Here is a 17191-nt window from a genome sequence, read left to right on the forward strand (position 1 = left end):
CAAAAAGAGGCATAAGGACTCTTAATTAAGGTTGCCCAAAAATACACTTTTAGTAAAAATAAGGGGTGGAACTTGACAGTTTCGTTCATATCAGTCTTCGTATTCTACCTACGCTAAATTGTGAATATATGTAAACTAGATACTAGCGAAGGAAATATGCGTAGACTTCTGCGGGAGGAAAGGCATCGGTGAGACCCCACAGGGCAAAGCCCGAGGAGGCTCAACAGCCGCCCGTGAAAAGCGTAGCATATTTCTGTAGCGGTAAGATAATTACTTTCTAATGTTACTGCACAGTTTATATCAAATGCGCGTGATAATAGCAACAAACGTAACGGAAAGAGCAGATGGAGTCTAGATGTAAACAGACTGCTCCTGAGCAAATAGTTCATCTAAAGTCAACTTGAGCAATGCATCTTCCTCTCACCTCATTCGACGAAGGCTGTTTTGTCCATTTCACTATGCGAAAGTTGAGTAAATAAAATACTAATCCCTTTTTGGGGCAGCTTACAAACAGGTGGGAATCCATGCTTCCCTACCTGTTTGTTTTGGTTATCATATGGGTGGATCAAGGCGAAAAAACGTGGAAAAGTCGTGCACTCATAAAAACACTATAAATGAAGCAAGCTTAACGATATAGTTAAATCGATGTTGTCATGGTATAATTTATATGGAAATACTTATTTCATTATTACATGGTAGTATACACATTAAAAAATGTCTTTACTTTTGTAGAGGCTTTTTTGTGTGATTTTGATCAGTAACGCTAAACGAAAGAAGTGAACATAGTGATTTACGCACGCATTTTGCTTTTTTTAATAGGTAATATCGTTTTTAGTCTTGGGATTTCCGTTACAATTAATATGCAACATTTAGGAATACATCCATGGGACGTATTAAATGTTGGACTATTTGAGAAGGTCGGTTTGACAATCGGCAGTTGGAATGTCATTTTTGGAATTTTATTGATTACGGTTTCACTTATTTTAGATAGAACCTATGTAAAAATAGGTACGCTTTTCAATGCTATACTAGTAGGTTCATTTGTAGATTTATATTTATGGTTGGATTTTCTCCCTAAAGCTACACACTCATGGACAGATATCATTATCATCATCATTGGAATAGTTATTATGGGAATTGGTGGGGGAATGTACAATGCAGCAGGTGTCGGATCTGGCCCTCGCGATGGATTTATGTTATCAATTTCTGATAAAACTGGTATGTCCATAGGTAAAGTTAGAATTGTGACAGAAACTAGTATTTTATTGATAGGTTTACTTATTGGTGGTCCTGTCTTTGTTTTTACTTTTATTTTTACTTTTATTCAGAGTCCAATTTTTCAATTTGTTTATTTAAAGTTTGTGAACATGTTGAAAAGGATGGAAGTGAAGATGAATACGGAGAAATCTGGGGCGATCTAAGATTAATTATTATTAAAGATACCTACCCCCGAGCAAGTTCTTCCTGCAATACGAGAAGAAGCGACCCGGGGGAACAACGTTGACTATGCACATTCCAATGTGTAAAAAAAGAACTGTAAGATTCAGCCGTAACCTAACGTTGAACAAAAATAGGCTAAGATTTCAATATTTGTTCTACTTTATAATCATCAACTGGTAGATCTGGCTTTTCACCATTTATCATTTTAGCCAATTGTTTTCCAATAAATGGACCAGTCGTAAGTCCAGAAGCACCAAGTCCATTTGCAATAAGGAGACGATCAAATAAAGGGACTGTACCGAAAACGGGCAAGTGGTTAAATGTAAATGGTCTAAAGCCAACGCGCATTTCTGTGATGGCACAACCTGCTAATAGCGGTGCTATTTGAAGTGCTTGATCCAAAATGTAATGAACGCCACCAGCTGTGACCTTTGATTGGAAATCACTCCTATTTTCGTGAGTTGCCCCGATGACAATTCGTCCTCCATCAAAACTTAATAAATATTGATTGTTAGGTGGCATAATGACTGGGAGGGATGATGTATTCACTGTTTCAGTTTGTAGATGAATTATTTCCCCTTTCTGTGCTAAAATACTTAACTTGAGACCAAGCGGCAATAAAAGTTCAGGCATCCATACACCATTTGCGGCCACGGTCATATCAGCAAAAATTTCTTCGCCATTCACTTTTACTCCATCAATATCACTACGAGACATGATGAGTTGTGCTTTCCCCTTGATATATGTTGCACCTCGCTTCAAACATGCTTGAATAAGTGACTTTCGGAGCGCTCTTCCATCGACACGAGCGGCACCTTCGATAAAAAGCGAATAATATATATCGTTTAGAAAAGGGAATTTTTCACTTGTTTCTTCCTTGTTTAAAATGGATATTTCCCCCATTTGTGGAGCAGTTTCTCGTCTTTCGTAAGCAATGTTCTCCAATTCATCTAAGCGCTCACGCTCAGTGTGTAATTTAAGAGCCCCAACTTTTTCGTATCCTATTTCCTTTTCGCCATCGTCAGCTAAATAGTTGATTAACTGCTCATAATAGGCAGCACCACTTTTAGCTAACTCATACCAAGCTTTGTTTCTCCGCTTCGTAATCCATGGGCAAATGATTCCAGCAGCAGCTGATGTTGCACGACCATCAACATGCTCATCAATTAAAACAACTTTCATTCCTATACGAACTAACTCATAAGCAGTTGCAGCACCAACAATTCCAGCGCCAACAACAATTACTTTTTTCACGATAATACCACCCTTTATTAAAACAATATTGCTCGTTCTTTAATAGTTGCACCAATTTCATCCAATTTCAGTTAAAAATCCGAACAACGGATTCGTTTCTAGTTTTTCACTATTGGAGGTCGCTTTTTAGCGGGCGGCCGTTCAGCCAACGCCTGAGCTAATGCCCCCTAGTCTTACCTGTGCCTTTCCTTCCGCGACGCACAATGTTTATTCCCGACGAGTAAGCGCAGTCCCAGTCCCAGGTCGTGACAGCTTTTAGCCGACTAGGAGTCGACCACCTGCCGTTCCAACCCATTAGGTGTAAGCTACATTACGCGAATAGTAATTTTTTCAGTGTCGGATGTTCGGATTTATCCTTGGAATTAACATGTATGAAATTGATACAGTTTTGTAATATATATTTTAACATAGAATAACTATAGGCATTGTTTTAAAAGTGAGTCAAATGAAGGTGAATAAGGTTGCACATATATTGTATTTGCAATAATGGGGATTGGGTTCGTAGACGATCTTTTTCTTGGAATAAATACTTTATACCGAAAATTTATGTAGAGTCTAGGAATCGCAACTAATTACATTGCTTCATAATCTAAAGGTTAACATGACTAATAAAAACACTTCACTCTTCAAAAATAAAAAAACGTATTCATATCAGAAGCGAAACAATATAATTGAAGTTAGTTAAATCGGGAAAAAATAAAAGAAACCTACAAAGACGTTTTTATCCTGCATTTCACTGACAACAACCCCGACAATTTTAAGTGTCATATCCATCTTCCGTTTTTAGGAAGACGATACAATAACCTACAAAATAAGCGAAGGTACTAACGCTAAAACATAATAGATTGGTTTCACCAGCGAGAAATGGAGTAATAAAAAAGCTTAAAATGTCGATTTTACTTCCAAAAGGTAGAAATAAAGCTTTTTTTGTAACTAATTGAGCTGAAATATGGTAATCTAATACATAGATCACACTAATAATTTTTAGGAGTATGGTTATGGGAAAAACATTCATTTTCGGTCATAAAAATCCTGATACTGATTCTATATGTTCAGCGATTGTTTATGCCAACTTAAAAGAAACGCTAGATTTTGATGTAGAAGCTGTTCGGTTAGGAGCTCTGAACAAAGAAACAGAATATGTCTTACACTATGCAAAACAAGAAGCACCACGACTTATTGAAAAAGTAGAAGAAGATGTGGAGCAAGTTATTTTAGTAGATCATAACGAATTCCAACAATCAGTCGATAATATTCGTGATGTGAAGATTGCAGAAGTAATTGATCATCACCGAATTGCAAATTTTGAAACAGCAGACCCTCTTCTGTTTCGTGCAGAGCCAGTAGGGTGTACAGCAACCATCTTAAATAAAATGTTTAAAGAAAAAAATGTCGAAATATCAAAAACCAATGCATTATTGTTATTGTCAGCGATCGTTTCTGACACATTGCTTTTTAAATCGCCTACTTGCACAGAAGAAGATGTTGCTGCAGCAAGAGAACTCGCGAATATCGCAGAAGTTAATGTAGAGGAATATGGTTTAGATATGTTAAAAGCTGGAACAGATCTGAGCGATAAAACAATCACTGAACTTTTATCCATGGATGCAAAAGAATTTACAATGGGATCTTCAAAAGTAGAAATTGCCCAAATTAATGCCGTTGATATCGCCGAAATTTATAAAAAACAAGCAGAATTTGAAACGGAAATGAAACAAATGATCGAAACTAAAGGATTAGATTTATTTTTACTCGTCGTAACGGATATCATTCATAGTAATTCTGAAGTATTAGCATTAGGAAAAGCTAGTAAAAATGTAGAAGATGCATTCCAAGTAAATTTAGCAGCAAATCGCGCCCTTTTAGAAGGAGTCGTATCTCGAAAAAAACAAATCGTCACAAATTTAGGGGCAACTTTTCATTAATGCAACCTCTTAACATGATGGATAATAATTTTCCGAACCGTGAAGGTTATGGCTTCACGTTCGGATTTTTACTATATTTTAGTATGATGTAAGGAGTTTTCTTAATCTTTAAAAAATATTAACGGGGAGGGGATTAGTTGGATGCTATTTTAAAATGGAAAAAAGAGAGAAGATTATTTTTAATATGGTTAACGATCTTGTCGATCATTTTCTATTTATCGTTACCAATTGCTTTAGCGATCATTCCTGAATGGATGAATGCATCCCCAATTGGCTCCATTACATGGGCTTGGATTTATGCCTTTTTACAAGTAATTATGACTTGGATTATTGGTTGGATTTATTGGATAAAAGCGAAACAACTAGACAAGTTAGTTGCCCAGATTAAACAGGAGGCTTCAGAATGAACTTTACGTACTTTTTATTTTTTGTTTGTATTGTGATTTGTACATTAATTATTACGTATTGGGCAGCCAGAAGAAGCCAAACGACATTCCAATTTTATACTGCTGCTGGGGAATTGACTGGAATTCAAAATGGAATGGCGATCGCTGGTGACTATATTAGTGCTGCATCCTTTTTAGGAATTGTCGGTGCCATTGCATTAAATGGCTATGATGGTTTTTTATATTCGCTAGGATTTTTAGTTTCTTACCTAGTTGTATTATTGTTTGTTGCTGAACCTATCCATCATCTAGGAAAATATTCTCTAGGAGATGTTATTTGTGCTCGCTTTCCGAGTAATCAAATTCGGTGGATTATGGCAATCGGATCTTTTATTATTTCCATCTTTTATATGATCCCACAATTAGTTGCGTCTGGACTCTTAATTCGTTTATTATTAGATCTTGATTATACGACATCCGTCTTAATTATTGGTAGTTTAATGACTGTCTATGTTGTATTTGGTGGAATGATAGCTACTTCTTGGGTGCAAATAGTGAAGACGATATTACTTATGTCTAGTACTTTTTTATTATCGTTAATTGTATTTTCTTATTATAATTGGGATATAAATGATTTACTTCAAAAAGTAAAAGCAGGCACTCCTTTTGGCGATCAATTTTTTATGCCAGGACATTTATTGTCCAATCCATATGAAATGATTTCACTATATGTTGCGTTAATTTTAGGGACAGCTGGTTTGCCTCATATATTAATTCGTTTTTATACAGTAAAAAATGCAGCGGAAGTACGTAAATCAGTTCTAACAGCAAGCTGGATTATTGGACTATTTTATGTCATGACACTCGTTTTAGGTTTAGGTACAGCGGCTGTCATAGGATATGATGAACTAATAGTAGCTGATTCTACTGGAAATTTGGCAGCTCCTCTTTTAGCAAAAGCACTAGGTGGCGACTTTTTATTAGCGTTTGTGTCGGCGATTGCTTTTACTACTGTCGTTGCTGTTGTTGCAGGATTAGTTATTTCGGCTACAACGGCATTTTCACATGATTTATATCATCATATTTTCAAAAAAGGAAAGACGACTGAAAAAGAACAACTCAGAGCAGCACAGTGGTCTGCTTTTGGTATTGGGTTAATCTCCACTTTATTTGCACTAGGTTTAAAAAATATTAATGTTACATTTCTCGTCTCACTAACCTTTATTGTTGCAGCTTCTAGCAATCTACCAATCATTCTTTTTACGATTTATTGGAAACGCTTTAGTCAAACGGGGGCAATTATCGGGATGGTTAGTGGTTTAGTTGCATCTTTATCTTTATTAGTACTAGGACCTCATATTATGAATGTAGAAAATGGTTGGATTTTACGAGAGCCGATATTTTCACTATATAATCCAGGGATTATCGCGATTCCGATAGGCTTTTTAGGGGCAATTATCGGGTCCCTTCTGTTTCCAGGGAGAGAGAAGGTGGATTTTGAAACATTTTATATAAAAGCCCAAACAGGAATAAGCATAAGGAGAGGAAACGATTGAAAGACTTAACAATTATATTACTAGAACGAATCGGTTTATTGCTCGTCATTGCGTTCGTTCTAACTCGTATTCCTAATTTCAAATCGTTACTCTATCGTGAATTCGATACGAAAATGACGATTATCCATGCGATTGTTTTTGGCCTATTCGGTATCGCTAGCACACATTTTGGAATTGTCTTTTCGAATGGAGAAGTACTGAAGCAAAGTTTTGTCTGGAGTGTCGAAAACGATCAAATGGTAGTAAGTCTTAGTTTAATTGCAATCGTTATTGCTGGATTATTAGGGGGACCAATTGTTGGGCTTGGTGCAGGAATTATTGCCGGAGTACATTTAGGTTTTTTAGGTGGAATTGGTTGGTTTGCTAACATGCTAGTGAACCCTCTTACTGGATTATTGGCAGGATTAACAGGTAGATTTTTTTCGAAAGCACGGGTAATTTCTCCGATTCAAGCATTGTTTATTGGTGTTTTTCCACCAATTTTACAAATGCAATTATTGCTCGTCCTTTATCCGCAGCATACGACTATTTTGCAGTTTGTAAATGTGACGGGACTTCCGCTTGTTTTATCAAACAGTATTGCGATCGCGATCTTTACAGCAATGATAGGTATTGTCCTGAAAGAACAAGAAAATGAAGCAGCCATTGCTACAAGACAAGCATTAACCATTGCAGAAGAAGCATTACCCTTTTTACAGCGGAAATCGCCAAATGAAAGGGCAGAAGGAATTGCAAATTTATTGTATGAAAGGCTACAAGTCGCTGCCATTTCAGTAACAAGTCAAGATGAAGTTTTAGCTTTTAGAGGTATCGGCGATGATCATCACCAGTTAGGTAAAAAGATTATTACACCACTATCGAAAGAAGCACTTGAATCAAAAGAGGTAAGAATTGCTTATTCCCGAACAGATATAGCTTGTGAGAATCCTGATTGTCCCCTTGAAGCAGCAATTATCATACCAATTACGGAAGCGAATGACACAACAAGTTTAATTAAATTTTATTTTAAAAAATCACAACATATTCGTCCCGTAGAAAAAGTATTGGCACAAGGAATCGGACAACTTATTTCGAATCAATTAAAAGTCATTTCAAATGAAAATTTAAAAAAGAATATATTAGATGCTGAATTAAGAAATCTACAAGCACAAATCAATCCACATTTTCTTTTTAACACGCTACATTTAATCGCAACGTTATTTAGAGTCGATCCAAAAAGAGCAAGGCATATTACGATACAATTAGCTAACTTTATGCGTTTTAATTTAGGAATTGCTTCAGAATCACTCATTTTATTAGAAAGGGAATGTGAACATGTCAAAGCATATATTGAAATAATTCAGGCACGTTTTTCTAATCGTTTGCAAATTATGTTTGAAAAAGAACATACTGTATCAAATGTTTTAATTCCACCATCCACCATTCAACCGCTAGTCGAAAACTCTATTCAACATGGATTAAAGAATGTAACAACAAATGGAAAAATTGATGTTTTCATAAAGAAAAAGGGTGATTTAATCCAAGTGACAGTTCAAGATAACGGAGTTGGATTTAAAACAGATAAAATAGCGATGATTAGCCAAGAACATCAACAGCAACATCATCAAAGCGAAGATGGTGGTGTAGGTTTATACAATGTAAATCAACGGTTGATTAGTTTATTAGGTGAAGAATCGCGATTACATGTTGAAAATTTGCCTACAAGAGGCAGTAAAGTGTATTTCACTATCCCAAACGGTACGGTGAGGAGGAATTTAAATGATGATAAACGTTATGATAGCCGAAGATGAGCTTATGGCCTTGGAAGAGTTAATTTATATGTTAGAAAAGGAAAAAGACATTATCCTATGTCCTAGTGCGAAAACTGGTGAAGAATTGTTGGAACTTTATTTTGAATATAAGCCCGATGTATTATTTCTTGACATCGAAATGCCCGGCATAACAGGTGTAGAAGCGGCAAAACAAATAATGAAGTCGACAAGTGATGCACCCTTATTTGTCTTTACGACAGCTTATGATGCTTATGCAATTGATGCATTTGAAATAGAGGCAACTGATTATTTATTAAAACCTTTTGATCATATTCGGTTTCACCAGGCAATGGAAAGAATTAGAAAGCGATTATCAGACAAGAAAGGTGACAATTCACCCGTCAAAACGGATTCCGTAACTAGCTCAAAATTATTAATTGATGATGGAGAAAAAATGATTGTATTATCACCTGACTCTATCTATTACGCTGTTCCGTCTCAAAGAATGTTAGAAATTCATACTGAAAATGATGTAATTGAAAGTAAAATGACGTTGCAAGAGTTAGAAAAGAAGCTTGAAGGGCTATCATTTTTTAGAACACATCGGAGCTATTTAGTGAATTTAAATCACATTTTGGAAATTACTCCATGGTTTAATGGAGCTTACAATATTACCCTTAAAAATAAAGAAAGAACGACTATTCCTGTTAGCAGATCAGCGAGAAAAGCATTATTTGAAAAGTTTAGTAATTAAACCCCTTCCAATAATCATAATTGACCGCTTAATCTTAAATTCAGACCATTCAAACGAAAGTTGCACAAATGGTTTATGTTTTTGATAAACTACCATTTAAGCGTTTACATTATGGATTATAAAGGGAGGTAATTTAATGCCTAAAACGATTGAATTTGAAAAAATTGAACAAACGGAGGAGTTTCAGCATTTAAAACGTAGGAAATATCGATTCATTTTTACGATACCAGTTATTTTTCTTCTTTATTACTTAACATTTCCTATTTTGTCAGCATATGCAAAGCCACTTATGTCATCCATTGTGTTTGGTAACATCACCTTTGGATATTTATTCGGAATCTCGTACTACTTAGTAATTTGGACCTTGGCATTTGTCTATGTTTTCAAAGCTAAACAATACGATAGAGAAGTAGAAAATATTATTGCTAAATACGGACCAAAAGAGAAGGAAAAGGGGGCATAAAACTTGGATACGGCTAAACTATTTGGAATTATACTATTTGGTGCAATTATTGCTTTAACGATGTATGTAACATATTTAGCTTCAAAAAGAACGACAGGAACAGGTGATTTCTATGCAGCTGGTCGTTCATTAACAGGATTTCAAAACGGGCTTGCAATAGCGGGAGACTATCTAAGTGCGGCCTCTTTCCTTGGTATTGCAGGACTAGTTGCATTATACGGTTATGATGGTTTCATGTATTCAATTGGATGGCTAATGGGTTATGTAATCGTTTTATATATCGTTGCGGAACCATTTAGAAACTCAGGTAATTTTACGGTTGCAGACGTTATCTCCTATCGTTTAAAGCAAAGACCAGTTCGAACATCTGCTGCTGTAGTTACGATGGCAATTACGATGTTTTATATGATTTCTCAACTTGTTGGTGCAGGTGCAATTATTCATTTACTTGTCGGTATTCCGTATGAAGTTTCATTAATTATCGTTGGTGTGCTAATGATGATTTATGTAACACTTGGAGGGATGTTAGCAACGAGCTGGGTGCAAATTATTAAAGCGGTATTATTAATGAGTTGTATGCTTATTATGTTAATTTTTATCGCGGTGCTCTTTAAGTTCAATTTATCCTCTTTATTTGGCGATGTTATTGATAAAAACGGAATGGAATTCTTAACTCCGGGTAAGTTATATACAAACCCAATTGACTTATTATCACTTGGTTTAACGTTAATTTTAGGTACGGCAGGATTATCACATTTGCTTGTTCGTTTCTTTACAGTTCCTACAGCACAAGCGGCTAGATCGTCTGTTGTTTGGGGAATGGTTATTATCGGTTCATTCTACTTCGTTATTGCGATTATCGGATTTGCATCAGCGTCACTTGTTGGTGAAGAAGCAATTAATGCTGCAGGTGGTGGCGGTAATATGGCGGCACCATTACTTGGTCAAGTACTCGGTGGTGGAGCTGGAACAATCGGCGGAGAGATTTTTATGGCTGGAATTTCGGCAGTAGCGTTTGCGACGATTGTAGCGGTTGTAGCGGGACTCGTTATTACAGGAGCTGGAGTATTCGCACATGATATTTACACAAACGTTATTAAACGTGGAGAAGTAGATCAAAGAAAACAATTCCAAGTTGCTCGTATTACTGCATTTGTTATTGGTGTTGTTTCCATTATTTTAGGAATTCTTGCTAAAAACTTCAACGTAGCCCAATTAGTTACGTATGCGTTTGCTGTTGGAGCAAGTTCAAACTTACCAGTCATTATCTTCTCGATTTACTGGAAGCGTTTTAACACACCTGGCGCTGTTGCGGCGATGCTTACAGGTACGATTACATCCGTTATCTTAATTTTATTAAGTCCGAATATTATGGGCGAAGCTGCAATTTATCCTTTATCAAACCCAGGAATTGTAAGTATTCCACTCGGTTTCATCGCAGCTGTAGTTGTTACATTGATGACGAAGCCGGAAGATAATGATAAGATGTACGCTGAAATGTCTGTTCGTTCACATACAGGTTTAGGAGCAGAGTAGAAATTTAATTTTAGTAAAGAAGAAATGATTCCCGTTTGTATATGGGAATCATTTTTTGCATGTAAAAGAATGCGTGCGATCGTTTTCGTTTATTAATGAAAGATTTGGTTAGAGAATGTCCGATGATGCTCCGTCTAATCTAACTCCCAGACGTATTATATTAAAGTTGCTGCAAGATCTTCTCTCGTATCAATTCTTAGTCGTTTTCGTAAAAAAAGGTTTGATAGATCCCACAGCGAGTCACTTCTCGTTCAAAATCGCTAAGAAGCGACTCGCTGGAACCTGCCTCGTACCACTTCTCGTTCAAAATTGATAAGAAGCGGCTCGCTGCAACCCGCCTCGTATCACTTCTCGTTCAAAATTGATAAGAAGCGGCTCGCTGCAACCCGCCTCGTATCACTTCTCGTTCAAAATCGCAAAGAAGTGCCACGCTGGAACTCGCCTCGCACCACTTCTCGTCCAAAATCGCAAAGAAGTGACCCGCTGGAACTTGCCTCGCACCATTTCTCGTTCAAAATCGCTAAGAAGTGACCCGCTGGAACCCGCCTCGTATCACTTCTCGTTCAAAATTGATAAAAAGCGGCTCGCTGGAACTTGCCTCGTATCACTTCTCGTTCAAAATCGCAAAGAAGTGCCCCGCTGGAACCCGCCTCGTATCACTTCTCGTTCAAAATTGATAAGAAGTGACTCGCCGGAACCTGCCTCGTACCACTTCTCGTTCAAGATTGATAAGAAGCGGCTCGCTGAAACCCGCCTCGTATCACTTCTCGTTCAAAATCGCAAAGAAGTGACTCGCCGGAACTCGCCTCGTGTCACTTCTCGTTCAAGATTGATAAGAAGCGGCTCGCTGGAATTCCCCTAGATCACTCCCCATTATTTTCATAAAGAATTAATTCGCAGGAACTTTTTCATCAGGTTCCTGCATGCTCATTTTACAAAGGTCAAACCCGATAGAATGTTCTAGGAGTCAGCCATCATTCTTTCACTAAAAGGATCTTGTATATAAAAGGTTTTATTTTAATGATGTGCCTGAGTTTCTTCCGTAAGACTGTTCTCAACCTTTTTAAACACACGGCAATCTGTTCGTTTATCACAATATGGACATTTTTTAACATCAATCAGTTGTAAAGCATAGTTAATTGCATCTGTCGTATCAGAGAAAAAGTGATTGGAACCGATTATATCATAAAGTCCACTTCTTTTTAACATTTCCAGAGGCTCTTCATGAAGTTCAGTAATAAGCACAGTCCCTTTCTTTTTAATAAAGTTTTTCACAAAAGTAGATAAGTTTGCTTCACCAGTTACATCAATCATCGATACATGACGCATTTTCAAGATTAAAACGGTTGGACGTTTATGAATCGATCTTGACAAAGTAGATTCAAAACGATCAGCCGCCCCGAAAAATAGTGGTCCATGAATAGTAAAGCTGGCAATTTTAGGGCAACTATATGCAGTTTTTTCATTTTTTATCTCTCCATTTGTAAAACGATCAGGCTTGATGTTTTCCACTTCGAGCACTCCACTAATCCTTCTGACGAAAGAAACCATCGCAAGTAATAAACCAATTGGAACTGCAATTGTTAAGTTGACAAATATCGTTAATAAAAAAGTTGTAATTAAGACGAGTGAATCTGATGTTCTTAATTTTAAAATAGAAGCAAAAGATTTATATTCACTCATATTAAACGCAACGACCATTAAAATAGGTGCCATACTTGCCAGTGGAATATGGGATGCATAGGGTGCAAATAACATCAATGTAAGTAGAACAAATATACTTTGGAAGATTCCCGAAAATGGACTTACTGCACCACTTTTTATATTTGTTGCTGTTCTAGCAATTGCTCCAGTAGCTGGTATTCCTCCGAAAAATGGCGTGACGATATTTGCTAACCCTTGTCCAAAAAGTTCTTTATTTGATTTATGCTGTTTTCCCGTCATACCATCAGCAACAACAGCAGATAAAAGTGATTCAATTCCACCGAGCATGGCAATAGCAAATGCAGGTTGCCATAAATACAGTAATTTATCAACAGTAATATTAGGAAGTTGAAATCCTGGTAAAGATTGAGAAATGCCTCCAAAGGCCGAACCAATTGTTGCTACTTTTCCCGGAAATACTAATACACTTAGAAGAGCAGGAATGATAAGTGCAACAAGTAAAACAGGTACACGTGGAAAAAATCTCGGGATAAAAATAATAATGAGTAGCCCGATAATGGCAACGATAATACTATACATATTTACCGTATGGAAATTTCCAATTATTTCTAGCATATTTTCATGAAAGTATTGTTTTTTCTCGATATTTTCTAAGCCGAATAAGTTTTCTAATTGTCCAGAGAAGATAATAACTGCAATACCAGAAGTGAAGCCAATAGTAACAGACCTTGGTATATATGTGATTAAACTTCCGAATTTAAAAATACTCATGATGATGAGCATAACCCCAGCTAACATTCCAGCAATTAATAAATCTTCATAACCGTATTGTAATACTACTGCAAGCAAGATTGGGATAAACGCACCAGTAGGACCAGCGATTTGGAAATGTGAACCACCGAGTAAAGCGACAATTAATCCAGCGATAATCGTCGTATATATTCCGTATTCGGGACTTACCCCTGAGGCAATAGCAAACGCCATTCCCAGTGGGATTGCCACAACACCAACCGTTATTCCTGCTATCAAATCTTTTCTTAAATCGCTCGTCGTTATCCCCCTGAAGCGATCATCCTTAAACAATTTACAACACTCCTATATGGTAAATTTTGAAACGGTAAAACGACAGGTACCTAGGAGTGATCGCCATAATAAATCGCTAGGTATCTGTCAAACATAAAGTATAAATAGTATGTATTATTATTATACCATAAAAAACGCATTATTGTTATAGAACAGTTTTTTATTAAAAAATGAAACAGAAAAAATGAGGGAATAGTCGGAAATTTTCATCGTTACAAGCTTGGAAAGACTTTGACAATGTAAAAGAGCATGATAAAATATTGAATTAAATAGTTGTACCATTTTTAGGAGACAAAAAATGCCCTTTCCAATCATTGATGCACATATCCATCTCGATCAATATAGTCAAATCGATCAAACTAAAATAATAAAAGAATTAATACATTATCATATAAAAGCATTAATTGCTGTGTCGACAAATTTAGCTTCGGCCAAACAAATAAAATCATTAGCTTTGGCTCATAAAGAAGTAAAACCGGTATACGGATATCATCCTGAACAGGAACTCCCTAGTGAACAAGAACTCCAACAATTAATCAATTTCTTGGAAGAACAGAAAGAAACAATGGTGGCTATTGGAGAAGTCGGTCTACCTTACTACCTGAGACAAGAAAATAGTCTATTAAAAGTTGAACCTTATATCGAGTTATTGGAATGTTTTATTATCCAAGCTAAAAACTTTCAAAAGCCGCTTGTTTTACATGCCGTTTATGGTGATGCACCAATTGTTTGTGATTTATTGGAAAAACATTCAGTGAAGCTCGCCCATTTTCATTGGTTTAAAGGAGATAAGAAAACAATCGAGAGGATGGTTGCGAACGGTTATTGTATCTCTGTTACTCCAGATATTTTGTATAAGGAACGTACAAGAAACTTAGTGGCAGTATACCCACTTCATTTAATCATGGTTGAAACGGATGGTCCTTGGCAGTTTTCAAAGGAAAAAACGCATCCCAAAATGATCCATTTCACCATGAGGGAAATCGCAAAAATTAAAAAGTTACCGATTAAGGAAGTCTATGAAACTATTTTTACGACGACAGAGCGATTTTATTCACTATAAGTGCGTGTTCAAAAAGATCGATAAAAAGGACCGAGAAGTTCCACTGGCGTTGCGACAATGCTTTTCGGTGGGACGAGCATTTAGCGGAGTCCCAGGACGTCGCGCCTTTAGCCAGTGAGCAATAAGAAAGGATTTATCCTTTCTTAATTGCCAACGAAGAAACTCGATGGATCATTTTTGTTGGACTTTTTGAACATCCTCTATAACAACGAAAAAATGTAGTCTACAAAAAAATATGATAAACTATGATAAAAGGAGTTGATGAGTAATATGTTAAAAGTAGATGAAACAGCGCTTGTAATTATTGATGTACAAGGGAAATTAGCAAAAATTATGCATCAAAGCGGCGAAATGCTTCGGAATTTAGAACGGCTAATTAAAGGTGCACAACTTCTTGACATTCCGATCCTTTGGTTGGAACAATACCCTAAAGGGCTAGGGCCAACAGCGGAAGAAATAAAACAACATTTAACAGACAATAGTCCGATTGACAAAATGGCATTTAGTGCTTGTAAAAGTGATACGTTTCAGGAAGAATTAAAGAAACTTGAAAGAAAATCTATGCTTGTAGCTGGGATTGAAACACATATTTGTGTATATCAAACAGTTAGTGAATTACTGAATTTAGGAAAAGAAGTGGAAGTTGTCGTTGATTGTGTCTCATCAAGAACGTTAGCAAATAAAGAAATTGGTCTAGACAAAATGAAATCATTAGGTGCTTCGGTAACGTCGGTAGAAATGGTATTATTCGAATTAATGGGAACGGCAGAACATTCGAAATTTAGGGAGATAAGTAAATTAATAAAATAATACGTTCTATTTAAAATGGCGGCGCTTTCATTTGTTCATATGAGTAAGAGAGGAGAAATGAGGCATACATTACAACTTTTCAATTGTTCCATAATGGGGGAGATTAAAATGAAAATGGTTTTACAACAGAAGCAAATGTTGAAAATGGTTATGACGACTGAATTGCGTCAAGCAATTGAGTTATTACAGCTTTCAACATATGAACTTTTGCAATTTATCCAAGAGCAAGCAGAAGAAAATCCCTTTATTGAACTCGTTGAAAAAGAGGATTATCATGTTGATTTTGAAAGGCGTCCTCGTAAAAGCTCGTATGAACAACATGAAAATCCAATTGATTTTACAGCAAAATATGAGAAAAATATGCATGACTATCTATTAGACCAAATCATTTGGCTTCAGATAGAGGAAAAAGACTACAAACTGATTCACTATTTAATCTTAAATATAAATGAGCAAGGTTATTTAACAATAGAGGACGAGGAAATATGTAAACATTTTAATATCAATGAACTCGAATTAAAAAAGGCTAAAAACATTTTGCACCAGCTTGAACCTAGAGGAATAGGTGCTAGCAACTTAGCTGAATGTTTATTAATCCAAGCAAAAGTGATGTATCCTAATGATCATTTACTCTTTTCTCTTATTGAACATTATTTACAATTGATTGCCGATAAACAGTGGGAAAAAATTGAAAAACAATTGAATATTTCATTAGATAAGGTGAAGGAGTTATATGACAAGATTCAAACATTAAATCCGAAGCCTGGTTCCAACTTATCAGCGGGAAAAGTTGACTATGTGTTGCCAGATATTTTTGTCGTTTTAAATGATAAAAACAACACATACTCCATCCAGTTAAATGATTATTATTTGCCTACATTAACGTTTAATGAACAATATTCAAGTGGACTAATCAATTCGAAAGAGCTGAGGCCATACGTTCGTGAACAGTTTAAAAAATTCGAATGGTTACAAAAAAGTATTGAACAACGTAGGTCTACCATTCTAAAAATTATGAATGTGATTATTTCCAAACAGTGGAAATTCCTCCAAAATGGATTCAGTTCTCTTAAACCATTAACCTTGAAGGAAGTTGCCGACGAAATTAATATGCATGAATCGACTGTTAGTCGTGCAACTGCAAATAAGATTGTGCAAACACCAGTTGGAACTTTTGAATTACGGCATTTGTTTTCAACCAAATTGACGACACAAACCGGTGATAATACGTCGCAAACGAAAGTAAAAGCAATTTTGCAAGAAATGATTAATCAGGAAAATAAAAGTAAACCACTATCTGACCAAAAGATTGCCGACCAATTAAAGGAGAATAAAGGTATCGTTATATCACGAAGGACGGTTGCAAAATATCGTGATGAATTACATATCCCATCATCTTCAAAAAGAAAAGAGATAAAGCTTTATAGGAAATAATTTGCTATAATAATAGGTTAGGACATAACTGAAATGATCCAATCTAAAGACGAACAATGTATGAATTTAGC

The 17191-nt window shown here is 36.1% G+C and carries 13 protein-coding genes; 11 read left to right on the plus strand and 2 right to left on the minus strand.

Annotated features, from left to right (window positions below):
* The first annotated feature begins 785 nt into the window (after positions 1-785).
* Positions 786-1421, plus strand: a complete 636-nt coding sequence (locus DFR56_RS09360; RefSeq protein WP_110395182.1) for a YczE/YyaS/YitT family protein — start codon at positions 786-788, stop codon at positions 1419-1421.
* A gap of 154 nt (positions 1422-1575) precedes the next feature.
* Here DFR56_RS09360 and DFR56_RS09365 read toward each other — a convergent pair whose 3' ends face one another.
* A complete protein-coding gene (locus tag DFR56_RS09365) occupies positions 1576-2694 on the minus strand; it encodes an NAD(P)/FAD-dependent oxidoreductase (protein ID WP_110395183.1) in 1119 nt (372 codons plus the stop codon).
* Positions 2695-3692: 998 nt separating this feature from the next.
* On the opposite strand from DFR56_RS09365, the gene DFR56_RS09375 reads away from it, so the two are divergent.
* The 7 genes from DFR56_RS09375 (at position 3693) to DFR56_RS09405 (ending at position 11065) form a co-directional block, all read left to right on the plus strand.
* The gene (locus DFR56_RS09375) at positions 3693-4619 is read left to right on the plus strand and encodes a manganese-dependent inorganic pyrophosphatase (protein ID WP_110395185.1); all 927 of its coding nucleotides are present in this window, start codon (positions 3693-3695) and stop codon (positions 4617-4619) included.
* 137 nt (positions 4620-4756) lie between these two features.
* Positions 4757-5026: a DUF485 domain-containing protein gene (locus DFR56_RS09380; protein WP_110395186.1), complete on the plus strand. Its 270-nt coding sequence runs from the start codon at positions 4757-4759 to the stop codon at positions 5024-5026.
* Entirely contained in the window at positions 5023-6561 is a 1539-nt protein-coding gene (locus DFR56_RS09385) for a solute symporter family protein (protein ID WP_110395187.1), read from the plus strand. The genes DFR56_RS09380 and DFR56_RS09385 overlap by 4 nt, the downstream gene beginning before the upstream one ends.
* The gene (locus tag DFR56_RS09390; protein WP_110395188.1) at positions 6558-8351 is read left to right on the plus strand and encodes a LytS/YhcK type 5TM receptor domain-containing protein; all 1794 of its coding nucleotides are present in this window, start codon (positions 6558-6560) and stop codon (positions 8349-8351) included. The genes DFR56_RS09385 and DFR56_RS09390 overlap by 4 nt, the downstream gene beginning before the upstream one ends.
* Entirely contained in the window at positions 8320-9066 is a 747-nt protein-coding gene (locus DFR56_RS09395; RefSeq protein WP_110395189.1) for a LytR/AlgR family response regulator transcription factor, read from the plus strand. The genes DFR56_RS09390 and DFR56_RS09395 overlap by 32 nt, the downstream gene beginning before the upstream one ends.
* A gap of 136 nt (positions 9067-9202) precedes the next feature.
* The gene (locus DFR56_RS09400) at positions 9203-9529 is read left to right on the plus strand and encodes a DUF485 domain-containing protein (protein ID WP_110395190.1); all 327 of its coding nucleotides are present in this window, start codon (positions 9203-9205) and stop codon (positions 9527-9529) included.
* Between the two features lie 60 nt (positions 9530-9589).
* Complete coding sequence (locus DFR56_RS09405) at positions 9590-11065, plus strand: solute symporter family protein (RefSeq protein WP_110395382.1); 1476 nt, start codon at positions 9590-9592, stop codon at positions 11063-11065.
* 1017 nt (positions 11066-12082) lie between these two features.
* Here the strand turns inward: DFR56_RS09405 and DFR56_RS09410 are convergent.
* Complete coding sequence (locus DFR56_RS09410) at positions 12083-13813, minus strand: SulP family inorganic anion transporter (RefSeq protein ID WP_110395191.1); 1731 nt, start codon at positions 13811-13813, stop codon at positions 12083-12085.
* Positions 13814-14111: 298 nt separating this feature from the next.
* On the opposite strand from DFR56_RS09410, the gene DFR56_RS09415 reads away from it, so the two are divergent.
* From DFR56_RS09415 to rpoN, 3 genes are all read left to right on the plus strand, one after another.
* Positions 14112-14876: a TatD family hydrolase gene (locus DFR56_RS09415; RefSeq protein ID WP_110395192.1), complete on the plus strand. Its 765-nt coding sequence runs from the start codon at positions 14112-14114 to the stop codon at positions 14874-14876.
* A gap of 270 nt (positions 14877-15146) precedes the next feature.
* Positions 15147-15686 (plus strand): hydrolase, encoded by a 540-nt coding sequence (locus DFR56_RS09420; protein WP_110395193.1) that lies wholly within the window; start codon positions 15147-15149, stop codon positions 15684-15686.
* Between the two features lie 108 nt (positions 15687-15794).
* Positions 15795-17120 (plus strand): RNA polymerase factor sigma-54, encoded by a 1326-nt coding sequence (gene rpoN / locus DFR56_RS09425; protein ID WP_158525589.1) that lies wholly within the window; start codon positions 15795-15797, stop codon positions 17118-17120.
* Positions 17121-17191 lie beyond the last annotated feature (71 nt).

This window comes from Pseudogracilibacillus auburnensis (assembly GCF_003201975.1).
GTDB classification, from domain to species: domain Bacteria; phylum Bacillota; class Bacilli; order Bacillales; family Amphibacillaceae; genus Pseudogracilibacillus; species Pseudogracilibacillus auburnensis.

Coding starts and splice junctions, on each gene's coding strand:
- DFR56_RS09395 (WP_110395189.1), top strand. CDS start 8,320: ATGATGATAAACGTTATGATAGCCGAAGATGAGCTTATGGCCTTGGAA.
- rpoN (WP_158525589.1), top strand. CDS start 15,795: ATGAAAATGGTTTTACAACAGAAGCAAATGTTGAAAATGGTTATGACG.
- DFR56_RS09420 (WP_110395193.1), top strand. CDS start 15,147: ATGTTAAAAGTAGATGAAACAGCGCTTGTAATTATTGATGTACAAGGG.
- DFR56_RS09405 (WP_110395382.1), top strand. CDS start 9,590: ATGTATGTAACATATTTAGCTTCAAAAAGAACGACAGGAACAGGTGAT.
- DFR56_RS09385 (WP_110395187.1), top strand. CDS start 5,023: ATGAACTTTACGTACTTTTTATTTTTTGTTTGTATTGTGATTTGTACA.
- DFR56_RS09400 (WP_110395190.1), top strand. CDS start 9,203: ATGCCTAAAACGATTGAATTTGAAAAAATTGAACAAACGGAGGAGTTT.
- DFR56_RS09415 (WP_110395192.1), top strand. CDS start 14,112: ATGCCCTTTCCAATCATTGATGCACATATCCATCTCGATCAATATAGT.
- DFR56_RS09375 (WP_110395185.1), top strand. CDS start 3,693: ATGGGAAAAACATTCATTTTCGGTCATAAAAATCCTGATACTGATTCT.